General features: G+C 64.7%; 13 protein-coding genes. 8 read left to right on the top strand and 5 right to left on the bottom strand.

The window, feature by feature from the left end; translation table 11 throughout:
* The first annotated feature begins 224 nt into the window (after positions 1-224).
* From HU729_RS00485 to metC, 6 genes are all read left to right on the top strand, one after another.
* Positions 225-1064, top strand: coding sequence for a transporter substrate-binding domain-containing protein (locus HU729_RS00485; protein ID WP_186707807.1), 840 nt, complete (start codon positions 225-227; stop codon positions 1062-1064).
* Positions 1064-1798, top strand: a complete 735-nt coding sequence (locus HU729_RS00480) for an amino acid ABC transporter permease (protein ID WP_186707805.1) — start codon at positions 1064-1066, stop codon at positions 1796-1798. Before HU729_RS00485 ends, HU729_RS00480 begins: the two co-directional genes overlap by 1 nt.
* A complete protein-coding gene (locus HU729_RS00475; protein WP_186707804.1) occupies positions 1788-2468 on the top strand; it encodes an ABC transporter permease subunit in 681 nt (226 codons plus the stop codon). Before HU729_RS00480 ends, HU729_RS00475 begins: the two co-directional genes overlap by 11 nt.
* Complete coding sequence (locus HU729_RS00470) at positions 2458-3276, top strand: amino acid ABC transporter ATP-binding protein (protein WP_186664030.1); 819 nt, start codon at positions 2458-2460, stop codon at positions 3274-3276. The genes HU729_RS00475 and HU729_RS00470 overlap by 11 nt, the downstream gene beginning before the upstream one ends.
* Positions 3277-3305: 29 nt before the next feature.
* Positions 3306-3896, top strand: a complete 591-nt coding sequence (locus tag HU729_RS00465; protein WP_186707802.1) for a cysteine dioxygenase family protein — start codon at positions 3306-3308, stop codon at positions 3894-3896.
* 136 nt (positions 3897-4032) lie between these two features.
* Positions 4033-6732, top strand: a complete 2700-nt coding sequence (gene metC / locus HU729_RS00460; RefSeq protein WP_186707800.1) for a cystathionine beta-lyase — start codon at positions 4033-4035, stop codon at positions 6730-6732.
* Between the two features lies 1 nt (position 6733).
* Here metC and HU729_RS00455 read toward each other — a convergent pair whose 3' ends face one another.
* From HU729_RS00455 to argH, 5 genes are all read right to left on the bottom strand, one after another.
* Positions 6734-7930, bottom strand: a complete 1197-nt coding sequence (locus HU729_RS00455; protein WP_186707798.1) for an MFS transporter — start codon at positions 7928-7930, stop codon at positions 6734-6736.
* Positions 7931-8018: 88 nt separating this feature from the next.
* Complete coding sequence (locus HU729_RS00450; protein ID WP_186707796.1) at positions 8019-8843, bottom strand: ABC transporter substrate-binding protein; 825 nt, start codon at positions 8841-8843, stop codon at positions 8019-8021.
* Positions 8844-8876: 33 nt separating this feature from the next.
* Positions 8877-9641, bottom strand: coding sequence for an amino acid ABC transporter ATP-binding protein (locus HU729_RS00445; protein WP_186665400.1), 765 nt, complete (start codon positions 9639-9641; stop codon positions 8877-8879).
* A 23-nt stretch (positions 9642-9664) separates the two neighbouring features.
* The gene (locus HU729_RS00440; RefSeq protein WP_054891502.1) at positions 9665-10543 is read right to left on the bottom strand and encodes an amino acid ABC transporter permease; all 879 of its coding nucleotides are present in this window, start codon (positions 10541-10543) and stop codon (positions 9665-9667) included.
* A gap of 88 nt (positions 10544-10631) precedes the next feature.
* The gene (gene argH / locus HU729_RS00435) at positions 10632-12059 is read right to left on the bottom strand and encodes an argininosuccinate lyase (RefSeq protein ID WP_186707794.1); all 1428 of its coding nucleotides are present in this window, start codon (positions 12057-12059) and stop codon (positions 10632-10634) included.
* Between the two features lie 246 nt (positions 12060-12305).
* Between argH and HU729_RS00430 the strand changes: the two genes are divergently transcribed.
* Together HU729_RS00430 and HU729_RS26015 are read left to right on the top strand one after the other, a co-directional pair.
* Positions 12306-13274, top strand: a complete 969-nt coding sequence (locus HU729_RS00430) for a LysR family transcriptional regulator (protein WP_186707792.1) — start codon at positions 12306-12308, stop codon at positions 13272-13274.
* A 70-nt stretch (positions 13275-13344) separates the two neighbouring features.
* Positions 13345-17670, top strand: coding sequence for an NEL-type E3 ubiquitin ligase domain-containing protein (locus HU729_RS26015; RefSeq protein WP_186707790.1), 4326 nt, complete (start codon positions 13345-13347; stop codon positions 17668-17670).
* The last annotated feature ends 50 nt before the right edge of the window (positions 17671-17720 follow it).

Here is a 17720-nt window from a genome sequence, read left to right as displayed (position 1 = left end):
TGTCGATCAATAAACGATAAAGAAACATTATGTTTTGTTGGCCTGGATCTGCAATGTCTGGGTGCAATCCCCTTTGTTTTCGCTGCTTATGCCAAATAAAGCTGCTGGTCACGCGATCAAAGTTATAACGATAGGCAATATTTGCATTTCCCCTGATCCTGCCAAGTTTCTAGGATGCGCCCTCATTGGCCGGGTGTTCCGGCTGCCGGGATCAGGAGCCCACCATGTCGCTGTCCACCGTTGCCCGTCGCGGCCTGTTTGCCGCGTTGCTCGCCACCACCGGCCTGGCCGCCAGCGGCCTTGCCCAGGCCGATGCCACCCTGGACAAGATCCAGCAGCGCCACAAGCTGGCGGTGGGTGTGGTGCTTTCCGGTGGCCCCTTCGGTGCCATCGACCCGAATACCCGCGAGCCAATCGGTTTCAGCGTCGACCTGGCTCGCGACCTGGCACGCCAGTTGGGCGTCGAGGTCGATCTGGTCGCCGTACAGCCGGCCAACCGCGTGCAGTTCCTGCAACAGGGCAAGGTCGATCTGCTGATTGCCAACATGGAATGGACACCTGAGCGCGACAAGCTGCTGGGCCACGTGCCCACGCCGTTCTACCGGGTCGGCGGCACCGCCGCGCTGGCCAAGGACAGCCCGGTCAAGACCTGGGCCGACCTCAAGGGCCAGCCGGTGTGCACCTCCCAGGGCAGCAGCTACACCCAGGCGCTGATCGACCTGGGCGCCGACCTCAAGGCCTTCAAGACCTCCGCCGAATCCCTGCTGGCCCTGCGCGGCAACAACTGCGTGGCCGCGGTGCATGACGCCACGCTGATCAATCCGCTGTTGGCCAAGGGGGGAGAGTGGAGCGGCTATCGTGCCCTGGCCCCGGAGCTGAACCCCGCGCCCTCGGTGATCTGGACCCGCCTGGGCGAAACCGATACCCAGCAGCGCCTGGACCCCTTCGTCAAGCAGTGGCACCGCAGTGGCTGGCTGATCGAGCGTGAGCAGGCCAACCACATCACCCCGGCCTCGCCGGCGCTGGTGGAGTTGCGTGCCAAGCTGCAGGGCGAAGGCGCCTGATGAGCGACAGCCTGCACTGGCTGGTGGGGCAGCTTGCCCATCTCGGCCTGAACTATGCGTTTCTGCTCGACGCCTATGCCAGCGGCAAGCTGCTCGACGGTGCGTTGACCACCCTCGGTCTGTGCCTGTTCAGCATCGTCGGCAGCCTGCTGGTCGGGGTGTTGTTGGCTGCTGCGGTCACGTCCGGGCAGCGCTGGCTGGCCTGGCCGGCGCGGGCCTTCATCGAGGTGACGCGTAACACGCCGACCCTGGTGCAGCTGTATTGCGCTTTCCTGGTGCTGAACATGCTGATCAACCAGAGCCTGGGCAGTGCCAACCCCATGACCCCGTTCGCCTGGGTGGTGCTGGTGATCTCCCTGCACAAGGGCGCCTTTCACGCCGAAGCCCTGCGCGCCGGGATCGAAGCCGTGCCGGCGGTGACGCTCGAAGCGGCCAGCTCGCTGGCCTTCAGCCGTCGCCAGCAACTGCTGCAGGTGCAACTGCCGCTGGCCGTGCGTTTCGCCTTGCCGGCGCTGGTCAACAACCTGATCGACCTGGTGAAGATGACCGCGGTGGCCTCGGCCATCGCCGTCAACGACATTACCTATGCGTCGATCATGATCTGGACCCAGGGCGACAACGTCATCGAGTTGATGCTGCTGATCCTGGCCTTTTTCGGACTGCTCAGCTTTGCAGTCAACTGTATCGGTCGCGCCCTGGAAGCGCGCTTGAGGATGCCGGGTTATGGCCATTGAGCATTTCGCCACGCTCTGGCAGTGGTCGCCCACCCTGGGGGCAGGCCTGCTGCAGAATATCCAGATCAGCGTCGGCGCCATTGGCCTGGGCACGCTGCTGGGGCTGCTGGTGGGGATCCTGCTGCTGTCGCCGCTGCGCCCCCTGCGCGGCGTGGCGCGGTTGTGGGTGCAGGTGTTTCGCAATGCACCCTGGTTGGTGCTGATCTACTTTACCTCCTATGTATTCCCGTTCGATGTGCAGATCGCCGGTACCTGGGTGGCCTTTCCCGACTGGCTCAAGGTCACCGTGGGCCTTGCGCTGCCAGCCAGCGCCAACGTAGCCGAGATCTTCCGGGGCGCGGTCGCCTCGATTCCGGCCACTCAGTGGGAGGCCGCGCGCTCGTTGGCCTTCAGCCGTGGCCAGATTTTCACCTCGATCATTCTGCCGCAGTGCCTGCGGTGCATGTTGCCGCCGTGGATGAACCTGTACGCGGTGGTGACCATGGGCACCGCGCTGGCTTCGCTGGTGGGCGTGCACGACCTGATCGACAGTGCGCAGATCGCTGCCAACACCGTCAACCGCAGCGGTTTCACGGTGCTGGTGTATTTCAGTGTGCTGGCGCTGTTCTTCTTCTACTGCTACCCGATTGCCCGCCTGACCCAACGCCTGGAGCGTCGCTATGCCTTCTGAACCTTTGATCCAGCTTCGCGATGTGCACCTGGCCTTTGGCGACAATCCGGTGCTGCGCGGTATCGACCTGGACGTGCAGGCCGGGCAGGCGGTGTCGATCATCGGCCCGTCCGGCTCAGGCAAATCGACCATCCTGCGCTGCATGACCGGGCTGTTGCGCCCGCAGCGCGGCAACATCCGCATAGGGGATACCGCGGTGGAGCAGTTGCAGGGCGAAGCCGGGCTGATTGCCCTGCGCAAGCAGGTCGGTTTCGTCTTTCAGCAGTACAACCTGTTTCCCCACCTGAGTGTGCTCGACAACCTGCTGATCGCCCCGACCAAGGTGCTCGGCCGCCCGCGCCAGGCTGTGCGCGACGAGGCCCTGGCGCTGCTCGACAAGGTGCGCCTGGGGCACAAGGCCACGGCGTTCCCCGGCGAGCTCTCCGGTGGCCAGCAGCAGCGCGTGGCGATTGCCCGCGCCCTGGCCATGCGGCCCAAGCTGATCCTGTTCGATGAGGTGACCTCGGCGCTCGACCCAGAGATGGTCGGTGAGGTGCTGGCGGTGATCCGCGAGTTGACCGAGGAGGGCATGACCTGCGTGCTGGTCACCCACGAGATGCGCTTTGCCGAAGAGATCAGCGACCAGGTGTATTTCACCGAGCATGGGCGCATCGTCGAGCACGGCAGTGCCGAGCAGGTGTTCCGTGCCCCGACCCATGCACGTACCCAGGCCTTCCTCCAGCACGCGCTGGGCGAGGGCAGCCAGCGTCCGAGCCGTCCGGCGCCCGATGTATTGACCAACCTGGGGCGCTACAGCCTCAGCGTGTGATTTCAGCCTCCAGCCAAGAGAGACCGACAATGTCCCGTGAATCCGTGATCCAGCCGTTCCTTGCGCAAGTGCGCGCCATCCATGCGCGCGGCGTCGACCGTGCAGCCCTGCAGCAGATCGTCAAGCTGCTCGAGGGCCTGGCCGAGCGCCGCGAATTGTTCAACTTCGAGCGCTTTCCGGCCCCGGATGCCGCGACCGGCGAAACCCAGTTTCGCTATCGCCTGAACGATGACGGCGAGTCGCCGACCCTGTACGTCAATTCGCTGTTGCCAGGCAAGGCGACCCTGCCGCACAACCACGAGACTTGGGCGATCATCGTCGCCGTCGAGGGCCAGGAGCTCAACCGCGTGTACCGCCGCGAGGACGACGGCAGCGATCCGGCCCGTGCCACCCTGGCGCTGGAGCGCGAGATCGTGGTGCAGCCGGGAACCTCGGTGGCCTTCCTGGGCGAGGACCTGCATGGCATCCGCGTCGAGGGCGACAGCCCGACGCTGCACTTCCACCTCTATGGCCGCCCGCTGGAGTCTCTGGAGCACCGCTACGGCGTCAAGGATGACGGTAGCGTGGTGAACTACAACAAATCACAGATGGCGCCTTCGATCGAGGCTTACGGGCTTTGAGATGGGTGTCGCGCTTTTCGCGGGCAAGCCCGCTCCTACATCTTGACTAAGGCACCTGTAGGAGCGGGCTTGCCCGCGAAAGGGACGACACGATCTCCCAGCACTGCCCCCCACCAACGACCACGGACTGCGTCCCATGATCCCCAGCATCACCCCCGAGCTTCTGCACACCTGGCTGTTCGACGGCCAGGAAATTGCCCTGTTCGACCTGCGCGAGCACGGTCAGTACGGCGAGGCCCACCTGTTCTACGCCGTCAATCTGCCCTACAGCCGCCTTGAGCTCGAAGCGCCGCGCCTGGCGCCCAATCCTGCGGTGCGTGTGGTGGTCTACGATGAGACCGGCGGTGCGTTGGCCCAACGCGGAGCCGAGCGTCTGCAAGCGTTGGGCTACACCGCCGTGCACTGCCTGGAGGGCGGCAGCCTGGGCTGGCAGCGCGCCGGTTTCGAGCTGTTCGCCGGTGTGCACCTGCCTTCGAAGGCCTTCGGCGAGCTGGTCGAGCATGCCTGCCACACCCCGCGCATCAGCGCCCAGGAGCTGGCTGAGTGGCAGCGCCAGGGCAAGCCGCTGGTGCTGCTCGATGGTCGCCCGCTGGAGGAGTTCGCCAAGATGAGCATCCCCGGTGCCACTTGCTGCCCGAATGGCGAGCTGGGCTATCGCCTGGAAGACCTGGTGAGCGACCCGCACACCCCGGTGGTGATCAACTGCGCCGGCCGCACCCGCAGCATCATCGGTGCGCAGACGCTGATCAACCTGGGCATAGACAACCCGGTCTATGCCTTGGAGAACGGCACCCAAGGCTGGTACCTGGTGGACCTGCCGCTGGATCACGGTAGCCAGCGTAGGTACCCCGAACACAGCGGCGCCGCGCTGACCAGGCAACGTGCGCGGGCGCGGCAACTGGCCCAGCAGGCGGGGGTCGCCTGGGTGGATGCAGAGCAGGTCCGACAGTGGGCCGCCGACGCCGGGCGCAGCCTGTTTCTCTGCGACGTGCGCACCCCCGAAGAGTTCGCCGCCGGCAGCCTGCCGGGCGCACAGCATTGCCCAGGTGGCCAGCTGATCCAGGGCACCGACTTGTATATCGGTGTGCGCAAGGCCCGTGTGGTGCTGTTCGACACGGATGGCGTGCGCGCGCCAGTGGTCGCCAGTTGGCTGCGCCAGATGGGCCACGAGGCCCATGTACTCGAGGGGGGCCTGGACAGCGGCCTGGCTCTGGACGTGGCTGCACCATTGCCGGTGACCCTCGCCGAAGCCCGCGTCGATGAGCTTGCAGACGCGTTGCTGATCGACCTGCGCTCCAGCACCGCCTACCGCAAGCGCCACCTGCAAGGCGCCCGGTGGTCGATCCGTCCGCAGCTGGCGCAGCAGGTGGGCGGGGCTGGGCAGCGCCTGGTGTTCATCGCCGACGATCCGCGCGTGGCGCAGTTGGCGCTCGCCGAGCTGACACCTGCTCAGCAACAGGCCGCACGCCTGTTCCCCAGTGCATCGCTGAACGACTGGCCGCAGGTGGAGAATGACCTGTCGTTGCCGGATGCAGCCTGTATCGACTTCCTGTTCTTCGTCCATGACCGGCACAGCGGCAACAAGGACGCGGCTCGACAGTACCTGGCCTGGGAAACCGGCCTGATCGCCCAGATGAACGAGGCCGAAACCGCAAGCTTCAGTCCGTTGACCCCTGTCGACCCGGTGGCCACGCGCCTGGTGCACGGTGGTCGGGGCGAGCCGGGTACAGGTGCGCATGGGGTCAATCCGCCTGTGAGCCGCCTGAGCACGGTGCTGTTCGACAGCGTCGCCGACATGCGCCAGGCCCGCAGCCGCCGCGACCAGGAGCGTGTGCTCAGCTACGGAGCCCGTGGCAACCCCACGGCCTTTGCCCTGGAAGACCTGGTCAGCGAGCTGGAAGGGGGGTATCGCACGCGCCTGTACGCCACCGGCCTGCAGGCAATCGCCCAGACGTTCCTGGCCTACTTGCGTCCGGGAGATCATCTGCTGATCAGCGATGGTGTCTACGATCCGGTGCGGCGCCTGGCGCGTGAGCTGCTCGAACCCTTCGGCGTGCAGGTGCAGTACTTCGCTGCCGACGGCCGTGACCTGGAGCAGTTGCTGCGCGCCGAAACACGCATGGTCTACAGCGAAAGCCCCAGCTCGTTGCTCTATGAGCTCAACGACCTGCCGGCCATGGCTGCCCTGTGCAAGGCCCGCGGCGTGCTGTTGGCCGTCGATAACACCTGGGGCTCGGGCTACCTGCACCGGCCGCTGACCTTGGGCGCTGACATTTCGGTCATGGCCCTGACCAAGTACCTGGGCGGACACAGCGACGTGATGATGGGCAGTGTCTGTACTACCCGCGAAGCCTTTGCCGCGCTCTCGCGCATGAGCGACAACTGCGGCTGCACCGTAAGCCCCGACGATGCCTGGCTAGTGTTGCGTGGTGCGCGTAGCCTGGCCAGCCGCATGGCCGTGCACGAGCGTCAGGGGTTGGACATCGCGCGCTGGTTGCAGCAGCGCGAGGAGGTGGCACAGGTGTTCCATCCAGCCTTGCCGGAGCACCCTGGGCACGCCTTGTGGCAGCGCGATTTCAGCGGTAGCAATGGCTTGCTCAGTTTCACCCTGGCGAACCCATCGCTGGCGAGCGCCGAGTCCTTTGTCAATGGCCTGCGCCTGTTCGGGATCGGTGCATCCTGGGGCGGCTACGAAAGCCTGGTGACCTTGGCCGGGACCCGCGAGCGCCAGTGTGCGCCAACCCTGGTCGGGCCCCTGGTGCGCCTGCACGTGGGGCTGGAGGACGTGCGTTCGTTGCAACGTGATCTGGACCAGGCCCTGCGCCGGGCGCGTTGAGTCAGAGCATCGGCGGTCCCTCACGCCGGCGCTGCGCCCACAGGCATGCCGCAGCACACAATCCGCCGCCGCACGCGGCGGTGACCATCAGCGCGATGAACATGCTGCCGGGCATGCCTGTCCCCAGCAGGTAGCCGCACAGTACCGGGCTCAGTGCGCCGCCGACTGCCGCCAGGTTCTGGAATCCGTAGTAGCTGCCCTTGAGGTGTTCAGGGGCAATGCTGTCGATGAACAGGAACTCGCTGGGCAACAGGATCATTTCGCCGAGGGTGAAGACGAACATTGCCAGACACCAACTGATCAGATTGTCGGCATACAAGAACCCCGCCAGCCCGCCGATGAACAGCGCCGCACCGATGCTCATCCAGCGCCCCAGGTTGTCGCGGCTGAGCAGCCGGCCGAACTGAAATTGCAGGACGATCACCACCAGGGCGTTGCAGGCCAGCAGCGCCGAGAGGGTGGTCATGGCCTGCGCCGGTGGGTACTTCACCAGCAGGTACTGCGACAGGTAGATGGTGAAGCGTCCGTGCACCAGGGCGTTGAGCAAGCTGCCCGCGGTGAACAGCAGCAGGATGCGGTCGCTGCGCACCGCCGCCAGTACGGCCATGAAGCGCGTTGGCGGCTGCGCGGTAAGGGTGGTGTTGGCCGTGCTGGCGGGCACCGCGCTCATCACCCACAGGCTTAGCAGGGCCACCGCGCTGGCGGTCCAGAAGGGCGCCAGCGGGTGCAGCCCGACCAGCACCACGCCGAGCATGGGGCCGGTGGCGTAGCCGATGTTGGTGAGGGTGTAGCGCAAGGAGAAGGCCTTGGCGCGCTGCTCGATCGCCAGGTATTCGCCGAGCATGGCCTTGGAACCAATGACGAACAGTGCCGAGGCCGACTCGGTCAGCACCAGGGTCAGCGCGGCCTGCCAGGCGTCCTGGGCGAAGGTCAGCAGCAGGAAGCCGATCGCGGTCGAAAGCATTGCCAGGCCCAGCAGGCGACGCTTGTCGAAGCGGTCGATCACGTAGCCGCCGTAGAGGCCGAACACGGTGCCCGACAGTGCGGCGACACTGATCAGCAGCCCCACGTCATGCTGGGCCATGCCCAGTTGTGTGGTGAGGAACAACGCCAACAGGGGGCTGGTGAGCGAGCGGCTGATCACCAGGGTCAGCGAACTCAGCATCAGGCGGCGGATGACGGGGGAGTAGGTGGCCACAGTCCATTCTCGGGCATTGGGAAATGTCGGTATGGGCCTTTTCGCGGGTTCACCCGCGAAAAGTACGCCGCAATTTCAACCTGTCGAATCACTTCCCGCCGTTGATGGTGATCGGGTTCAGCTCGCCATCGGCTGCGCCCCATTTCTCCAGAATCTTGCGGTAGCTGCCATCGTCGACCATCGCCTGCAGTTCGCTGCGGATCGCAGCCGACAGCGCAGCGTTATCCTTGGCCACGCCCAGCCCGGTGAGCTGGGTGGTCAGCGGGGTACCCAGAATCTTGAAGGTGCCTTTCTCCAGGTCCTGGATATAAGGCAGCGTTTCGCTGCCTTGCACGGCGGCATCAAGGCGCCCTTGGCGCAGTTGCGCGCGCGCATCGGCACTGCCCTCGGAACCGAGCACGATCACTGCCGGCTTGCCATTGGCTTCGCAGTTGGCCTTGCTCCAGGTGGCGACATCGTTGGGCCAGGTAGTGCGGCGGCTGGTGCCGACTTTCTTGCCGCACAGGTCGGTCATCTCGTTGATCTCGCCGCGGCTTTGCAGGGTGTAGAACTGCGGGCCGCTGGTGAAGTAGTCGACGAAGGTCACCACCTGCTGGCGTTCCTTGGTGTCGGTCATGCCCGAAAGGATGATGTCGACGCGCTTGGTGACCAGGGCGCTGATCATCTGCTCGAAGGCGGTCTCCTGCCACTTGATCTTCACCCCCAGGCGTGCGGCAAGGGCGTTGCCCAGGTCGACATCGACGCCGGTCAGCTGGTTGGTGGCCGGGTCCTTGAAGTCCATCGGTGGGTAGTTGGGGACGATCGCAGCGACGATTTCGCCCTTGGCCTTGATCGAGGCCGGAAGTTCCACGGCGGCCTGGGCGTTGAAGGCCAGGGCGGTCAGTACGCTGCACGCAAGAAGGGTTTTTTTCATGCCTAGGGTTCTCTTTATGGTTGTGGGCGGCAGTCAGGTACGAACCGCGGAAATGAAGTTCTGGGTCCGCGGGTTCTGGGGGGCCAGGAGCACCTCTTCGGGGCTTCCTGCTTCTACGATCTGTCCGGCGTCCATGAACACCACTCGGTTGGACACCTCGCGGGCAAAGCCCAGCTCGTGGGTGACCACGACCATGGTCATGCCGGACTTGGCCAGGTCACGCATGACCGACAGCACCTCGCCGACCAGCTCGGGGTCCAGTGCGGAGGTGGGTTCGTCGAACAGCATCAGTTTCGGGCGCATGGCCAGGGCGCGGGCGATGGCGACACGCTGCTGCTGACCACCGGAAAGCTGGATGGGGTAGTGGTCGCGCTTGTCGCTCAGGCCGACCCGGGCCAGCAGTTCGAGGGCATCCTCGGTGGCTTCCTTGGGCGAGCGGCGCAGCACCTGGCAGGGCCCTTCGATGATGTTCTGCAGCACGGTCAGGTGGGGGAACAGGTTGAAACGCTGGAACACCATGCCGGTGGCCAGGCGCTGGCGGGCGATCTGCGATTCGGTCAGTTCGTGCAGCTTGTGGCCGGCCATGCGGTAGCCGACCAGCTCGCCGTCGACCCACAGACCGCCGCCATCGACCTTTTCCAGCTGGTTGATGCAGCGCAGGAAGGTGCTCTTGCCGGAGCCCGAGGGGCCGATCACGCAGAGCACTTCGCCTTGCTCGATCTCCAGGTTGATGTCGTTCAGCGCGTGGTAGTCGCCGTAGTATTTCTGCAGGCCAACGGCCTTGACGATGCTTCTCATGGGCATGTTCTCTCTAGGACCGATCAGGAGCGCTTGCCGGCGCCCTTGGCGAAGTGACGTTCCAGTCGGCTCTGGCCGAACGACAGCAGGGTCACCACTGCCAGGTACCAGATGCCGGCAACGATCAGCAGCTCCATCACCCGCGCGTTGGCGTAGTAGATGTTCTGCGCGTTGTGCAGCAGCTCCGAATACTGGATGACGCTGGCCAGGCTGGTCATCTTGACCATGCCGATGAACTCGTTGCCCACCGGCGGGATGATGATGCGCATGGCCTGGGGCAGGATGATCCGGCGCAGCGCCTGCAGGCGCGGCATGCCGATCGACTTGGCCGCTTCGTACTGGCCCGTGTCCACCGACAGCAAGCCGGCACGCACCACCTCGGCGGTGTAGGCGCCCTGGTTGATGCTCAGGCCCAGCAGCGCGGCGACGAAGGGGGTCATCAGCGTCACGGTGTCGAACTGGAACAGGCCAGGAATGCCGATGGTGGGGAAGATCAGCGCCAGGTTGAACCACAGCAGCAGTTGCAGGATCAGCGGCGTACCCCGGAACAGCCAGGTGTAGGCCAGCGCCACGTACTGCAGGATCGGGTTCTGCGACATGCGCATCACTGCGGTGATGACGCCGAAGACGATGCCCAAGGCCATGGCGATCACCGACATGACGATGGTATTGCCCAGGCCCCAGAGGATCGCCTCGGAGGTCAGGAACTGGCCGACGAAGGCCCATTCGATCTTGCCGTTGGCAAAGGCATTGGCCAGCCCCAGCAACAGCACGACGATCAGCGTGGCGAAGAACATGCGTCCGTAGTAACGGCGCGGGACATGTTCGTAGCGGCTGATGTCGAACTCGTTTTCCTGTTGCCTGCGCTCATCGGCGAGGCGTTTGGCGTGTATCTGACTCATGGTGTGGCTCCGCAGTCGGCGCAGGGCGCCTGGGCGTGTCGATCGGTGGCGGGCAGCGGGTCCTTGCGAAACCGCTGCCCACAGGTCTTCAGGTGCGCGGCCCTTGGTAATGGGCAGCCCAGGCCTGTTGTGCTTCAAGGGCGACTTTCAGGCGCACGATCTGCTCGCGCACGCGTTGTGGCGCAGTACCGCCGTGGCCGCTGCGCATGGCGATGGCCGCTTCCAGGGTGAGGCTCTCGCGCACCTCGGGTGTCAGGCGCGGGTCGATGTCGGCGAGCATCGCAGGGCTCGCCTGCCACAGCTCGATGTCCTGCGCCTCACAGGCGCGCACCAAGGCTCCGGTGATCTCGTGGGCCTCCTTGAACGGTACGCCGCGCATGGCCAGCCAGTCGGCGACCTCGGTGGCCAGGGTGAAGCCCAGCGGCGCCTGGCGGCGCAGTTCGTCCACGCGCACCTGCATGGTCCGCACCATGCCGGCCATGGCGGGGAGCACCAGGCCTAGTGTGTCGAGCGTGTCCATCACCTCGCTCTTGTCCTCGGCCAGGTCGCGGTTGTACGACAGCGGCAGGGCCTTGAGGGTGGACAGCAGGCCGGTCAGGTTGCCGATCAGGCGCCCGGCCTTGCCACGGGTGAGCTCGGCGATGTCCGGGTTCTTCTTCTGCGGCATGATCGAACTGCCGGTGGCATAGGCATCGTCCAGCTCGACCCAGCGGAACTGGCGCGACGACCACAGGCAGAATTCCTCGGACAGGCGCGACAGGTTGATGCCGAGCATGCTGGCGATGAACAGGAACTCGGCGACATGGTCGCGGCTGGCCACGGCGTCGATGGAGTTCTCGCATGGGCCGCTGTAGCCCATTTCCAGCGCTGACTGTTGTGGTTGGCGGGCGATGGCCGAACCGGCCATCGCCGCAGCGCCCAGGGGGGACAGGGCCGTGCGCGTATCCCAGTCGACCAGGCGTTGCACGTCGCGCAGCATCGCTTGCGCATGGGCCAGCAACTGATGGGCGAAGCTGATCGGTTGCGCCTGTTGCAGGTGGGTGAAGCCTGGGCACAGTGTGTCGACGTGCTGTTCGGCCTGGCTCACCAGGGCGTCCTGCAGGGCCAGCACCTGTTCGGCGAGCTTGCGTGCGTGATCGCGCAGGAACAGACGCAGGTCGTTGGCCGCCTGGTCATTGCGCGAGCGCCCGGCGCGCAGTTTGCCGCCCAGCGCGCCGAGACGCTCGGTCAGCACGCGCTCGAGGAACGTATGCACGTCCTCGTCGTCCTCGATCGGCTGCACGCGGCCGGCACGAAAGTCGGCATCGAGGGTGTCGATGGCGGCCAGCATGCGCGTGGTCTCGTCGCTGTCCAGCAGGCCTGCGCGCTGCAGCTCACGGGCATGGGCACGGGAGCCTGCGAGGTCGTAGGGCGCCATCTGGAAGTAGCGTTGTGGCGAGCGCGACAGGGCGGCGAGGGCGGCTGCCGGGCCTGAGGCGAAGCGGGCGCCCCAGAGGCGGTCGGTGGGCTGAGTCATTGTTGTCGTTCCTCGAAGGAGAATCTTGTGTCAGCAGGTTCGGGCCGTCATGACGCCTGCTAAGGCAGGTTTCACATAGGCTGGGGTAGGGTATAAAAATGAATTAAATCAATCGCTTGCGACTGAAATAGAAAGTTTGGAGAGTCTTGCAATATGCCGTTGCATAGGGTCATGATGGCGAGATCGGCTGATTTCTTGTTGTGCTATCCAGCCTGTTGAAAGCCGAGCGCGAGGTAAATACTTACAATGGAAACCTCACTTTCCACTGCGGGAAACCTGCCGGAAAAAACCCGGATTCGTGCGCCACTGGCCTTGAGTGGCCAGGACTTCAAATTGCTCAAGGTGTTCAAGGCAGTGGTCGAGGCAGGAGGCTTCAGCGCCGCGCAGAACGAATTGAACGTGGGCCTGGCAGCCATCAGCAAGCAGATTTCCGATCTGGAAATCCGTATCGGCATGCGTTTGTGCAGCCGCGGGCGGGAAGGCTTCAGCCTGACCGAAGAGGGGCAGGTGGTGTACCAGGCCTCGATCGAGCTGTTCAACTCGGTCGACAACTTTCGCGACCGCATCAGCAGTGCCCAGAACGAGCTGATCGGCGAACTGGGCGTGGGCGCCATCGACAACACCTTGTCCGACCGAAGCTCGCCCCTGATCGCCGCGATCCGGCAAATTTCCAGCGATCATCCGAAGGTGCGTGTACGCCTGAACGTGGCGCAACTGGACGAGGTGGAGCGCGGCGTCATCGAGGGTCGGTTCATTGCCGGCATTGTCCCGCTGTACCAGCGCCGGGAAGAGTTCGACTATTTCGAGATGTACCAGGAAGCCTCGGCGCTGTATTGCGGCGAAGGCCATCCATTGTTCGCCCGAAGCGATGCCGACATCCCCCTCGACAGCCTGCGCGAACACAACTTCGTCCACCACCGCTATGCCATGCACACGGCCAAATGGCAGTTCTTCGAGCAGGAGAACAACCAGACGTCGGCCACCCAGGTCGAGGCGGTGGCGATGCTGCTGCTCACCGGCAACTTCATCGGTTTTCTGCCGTGCCACTACGCACAATCGCTGGTCAGCCAGGGCCGCCTGCGTGTGATCCATGCCGAGGTGGTGCGTTTACACACACCGTTCTGCCTGATCCTGCGCCACAACACCCCACGCAGCCCACTGGTGAAAACCTTCGCCCAGGCCATGGGGGTAAACCTGCGTTTGTCCGGGACTTGAGAAATAGCTACCACGTGCGTCCCTGCACTCGCTGGCTTCATGCGCGTTTTCAATGCCATGGAGCAGCATCATGCCGACCCGATCCCTTCCCGATGAAACGATCGAGACACTGATCGCCAGCCGTCTACCCAATTGGTTGAGTGCAGCCACGCCCGAACAACTGGACGCACTGCACCGGGCGTTGCGCGCCCAGCAACAGACGCAACATGCGGTGCGTGCCTTGCTTGGGCAGATCCAGCCACTGGAGGAATTTGCCGCGCCCCTGCTGAGCGAGGCGCTGGACAAACAGGTTCAACCCTCGCTGGATGTGCGCAGCAGCATGCTGCGGCGCGAGGTCCAGATCCGCTTCCCGTCGAGCGTCGGCTGGGCCCCGGATGGCATCGTCATGCGCAGTTTCGAACACAGCCTGCTGGCCTCGGCGCTGCATAATTTCGAGCGCGCCGAAACATCGAAGGTCGCTTGGCGGGCAGCGTCGGCAGTACTCGATGCCGAAGGCAACACGCTTGCCCTCCAGCCCCGGGCCTTCGCGGGCCTGTGTCGCACCCTGGATCTGGGGGGGCTCTACCAGCAGCATCTCAAGCACGTGCTGTTCGGCAACGATGCCATACGCCGACACAACGAAGCCCTGCTCGAACAGGGCTGGCGAGAGGGGCTGGAGGCCACAGCGTGGCTGGCGTGGCTTAAGGGTGATATCGACGAGCACATGCTGGCGGCGCTACAAAAGGTCTGCGCTTCGCCATCCCAGCCAGCCTCCCTGACGGCACTGGACATACGCCTGTTGGGCCGCAGGATCCAGGGGGTGGTGGTGTTCCAGATGCCCGGGCAAGAGGGAGCAGAAGGTCAACCTGAGCAGTTGATCGCCTGGATACCAGACGATCCGCAGGGCGCCTTGAGTGTCCACAGCTCCTGGTCCGAGCTGTTCAAGGCGCTGGGCCGGCGTTTTCGCCAGGCGGGTTACTGGTCGTTCTTCCAGCGTTTCGTCAGCGTAAAGGACCGCGTGCATTTCGCCCAGGTGCTGGAGCGCTTGCTGGCCCAAGGCGGCCCGCAGGATGCCATCGAGCTGGATGGTCGGTGGCAGCCTGTCGCAGGCCCGTTGTTCGCCCACCTGCGCCAGGTGCAGGTCGATACCCTGCTGGACGATGCAAAGGTGCTGGCTGTGCCGACCAGCCTGGTCGACAGCGTCGAGCGTGATCGTCGACTGCACTGGCTCAAGGGGCTGGGGCTCGACGTTCTGGGAATCGCCAGCTTCTTCGTTCCAGAACTCGGCTTGCCACTGCTGGCGATCACGGCCGAGCAACTGACCGAAGAGGTGTATGAGGGGTACCGTGACTGGGAACTCGGCGATCGGGAGGCAGCGCTTGGCCATCTTGTGGCGGTGGCGCAGAACCTTGCCCTGCTCGGCGTCACAGCCGGCGCCAGCAAGGTGCTTGAGCGGGTAGCGCAGGTCGACGAACTGGCCCCCCTACGGGGCGCCGATGGTCAATTGCGCCTGGCGCGTGCCGATCTTCCTGGTTATGCCACGCAAGAAGTGGCGCTGGCGCACGGTGAGCGGGCAACCCTCGACGGGCAGACGTATCAGGGGATCGAGGGTACGACCTATCGCTTGGGCGATGACCCGGATGTAGCGGCAGCGGCGCACCCGAACCGACCCGAGGCATCGACCATTGCGCTTGAGGACAACGGTGCCGGTGGCCTGCGCCATGCCCTGGAGCCTGCCCAGCAATGGCAGGGGGAAGGCATGCTGATACGCCGTCTGGGCAGAGGGTTGCGCCAGGTGAGTGACGATATGGCCGGTCCGCTGCTGCGCAGTATCGGGATGGACGAGGCGCAGATACGGCGCCTGCACCTTGAAAATGCACCTGCGCCAGCGCGTCTCTACGATGCGGCGCAGCGTTATCAATTGCACGACAGCTTTCCCAAACTGCGTGGCGCCGCGTTCGAAGCTCACGTCCAGGAGCTGCAGGCCACACCCGTCCCGGCAGCGCAGCCCTTGCACCGTGATTTTCCCTCCCTCACGACGCGTGCCGGCCAGGAACTGCTCGACCAGGCCAATGCTGACCAGCTCCAGCAACTGCTGGAGCACGGACGGGTGCCGCTGGCGTTGGCCGAGCGTGCGCGCTGGCAGTTGCGTGACGCCCGTCTTGATCGGGCCTGTGCAGGTTTCGAGCAGGCCGCCGCAGTGATTCAGGATACCGAACAACTGGCGTTGGGACTGTTGCAGGCCTGGTCGCCCTGGGACAGCTCTGTACGTATCGAGGTGCGTGACGGACAGTTCGATGGCCAGGTGCTGGCACAGGTAGGCGATTCGCTTGCCAGCCAGACGCGTCGAATGATCAAGACCGCGAAAGGCTATCTGGCAGTCGATGCTCAAGGGACGCCCATGCCGGGTGCCTACGCCACGGACGATCTGTTCCAGGCCCTGCTATGGCATCTGGATGCACCACAACGGTTGCAGTTGGGCGAGGCGGCCCGTTCTGCCCGGCACCTGGCCGATGCCCTGGCCGCGCGCGCCTTTGCCCAGCGCGAGCAGGCTGCCCGCCTCATTGGCATGGCGCCCATCGGTACAGGGCTGCGCCCTGCGCAACGGTTGGGCGACGGACGCATCGGTTACCTGTTGAGCGGCCGCCCCGAAGGGTCACGTCGTGCCTTGCTGCGGGGTTATCAGCAAGTCTTTCCGACCCTGTCGGATGTAGAGGTCGAAGCGTATCTGGAGACTGTGCGCCAGCGCGGCGAGGGCCTGTGGGATCACCTGCGCAACCTGCAACAGCAAATGATTAGCCTCAACCAAAGCCTGGGCAGCTGGCGTCGTGAGGCAACCCGCGCGCCCATGATCGAGCGGCGTCGCCTGATTGCCCAGCGCATCCGCCATTGCTGGCGGCGCAAGCGTGTCGAACACGATGGCACGTACCGACTGATCATCGACAGCGAACGGCTTGATAGCCTGCCCACACTTCCTGAGGGCGTGACGTTCGAGCATGTCACCCAACTGACATTGCGCCGCCTGAACCTGCAGGCGATCGACGCAGATTTCCTCTCGCGCTTTGCCAACCTGCGCAGCCTCGATCTGCGTGACAACCTGATCGACAGCATCCCTGAAGGGCTGCAACTACTGACGCGGCTCACCGAACTGCACCTGGCCGGCAACCAGATCGTCATCGACGAAGCCGGCATGGCCAGGCTGAGCGTGCTGACGCAACTGCGTACCCTGGACCTTGCGCACAACCCCATCGGCCGACTGCCGCCGCTTGGTCCCCTGGAGAACCTGCAGCGTCTGTCATTGCGCGGTACGGGGTTGGTCGAGCTGCCAGTCGAGGTGTACATGCATCCGCAGCTCGAGGATATCGACCTGCGCGACAACAACATCAGCGACATGAGCCCGACTCTTGCGCGTTCGCGTCGTCGCCTGGCCGGCCTGAGCCTGCATGACAATCCGCTGCCTGAAACAGCACAGGCCACACTGCGTACCGCAATGGGAGAGGATGCTGCGGTGATCGTGCCCCTGCGCCGACATGCCCCGGGAGGGCAGGAGTCGCTCGAACTCTGGCTGGCAGGTTCCACCGATGCGCAGCGGACGGTGCGCGAGGCCCAATGGAATGGTCTGTTGCACGAGCCAGGTAGCAGTGACCTGATGCGCTTCCTGCATGATCTTGGCCGCTCCCGTGATTACGCAATGCAGGGGCTGGATCTGCGACGCAGGGTCTGGCAGGTGATCGACGCCTGCGTACAGAACAGCGAGGTTCGCGAGGCGATCTTCCAGCAGGCTGCCGGGCCACGTACCTGCTCCGACCAGATGCTGCTGATTCTCAGCCTGCTGGAAGTTCGCGCCCTGGTCGCCACACGTACCATCGGGCTGGCCCCCGCTGCGGTTGGCCCCGCATTGACGCAATTGGGCCGCGAGCTGTATCGGCTGGACGAGGTCGACAGCATCGCCGCCCGGCACATTCAGCAGGCACGTATCGCCAATCCCTATGGTTTGCACGACGAGGTAGAGGTGCATCTGGCTTACCGGGCCGGGCTGGTCAAGCCGCTCGGGTTGCCGGCCCAGTCACGTTACATGTACCACCGGATGTTCTCCGATGTCGGGGAGGCAGAACTGCGTCGGGCGAGCACGGCGATCCTGCAGGCGGAAACCAATGCCCGCATTGCCGCATCGTTGGTACAGCGCAGTTTCTGGCAGGACTACCTGCGCAACACGCAGGCCGAAGCCTTCGAAACGCTGAACCAGCCCTACCATGAGCGCCTCGAAGCACTGATGGCCGAGGTCGAGTCCTCGCCTGAGCAGGGCGTGCTCGACGACATCCAGACGTTGGCCGAGGAGCGCAGTACTGCCGAGCGCGAGTTGGTCCTGGCGTTCACCTTGAGCATGCTGGATGCGCATCCGTGGGTTGGAAGCTAGCTGCTTGAGCGGGCGCTGTTTCAAGACCTGCAGGGCAGGATGGGGGCGCT

This window comes from Pseudomonas sp. RW10S2 (assembly GCF_014268985.1).
Lineage (GTDB): Bacteria > Pseudomonadota > Gammaproteobacteria > Pseudomonadales > Pseudomonadaceae > Aquipseudomonas > Aquipseudomonas wayambapalatensis.
The sequence above is the reverse complement of the archived record's forward strand: the minus strand, read 5'-3'. Positions and strand labels throughout refer to the sequence as shown.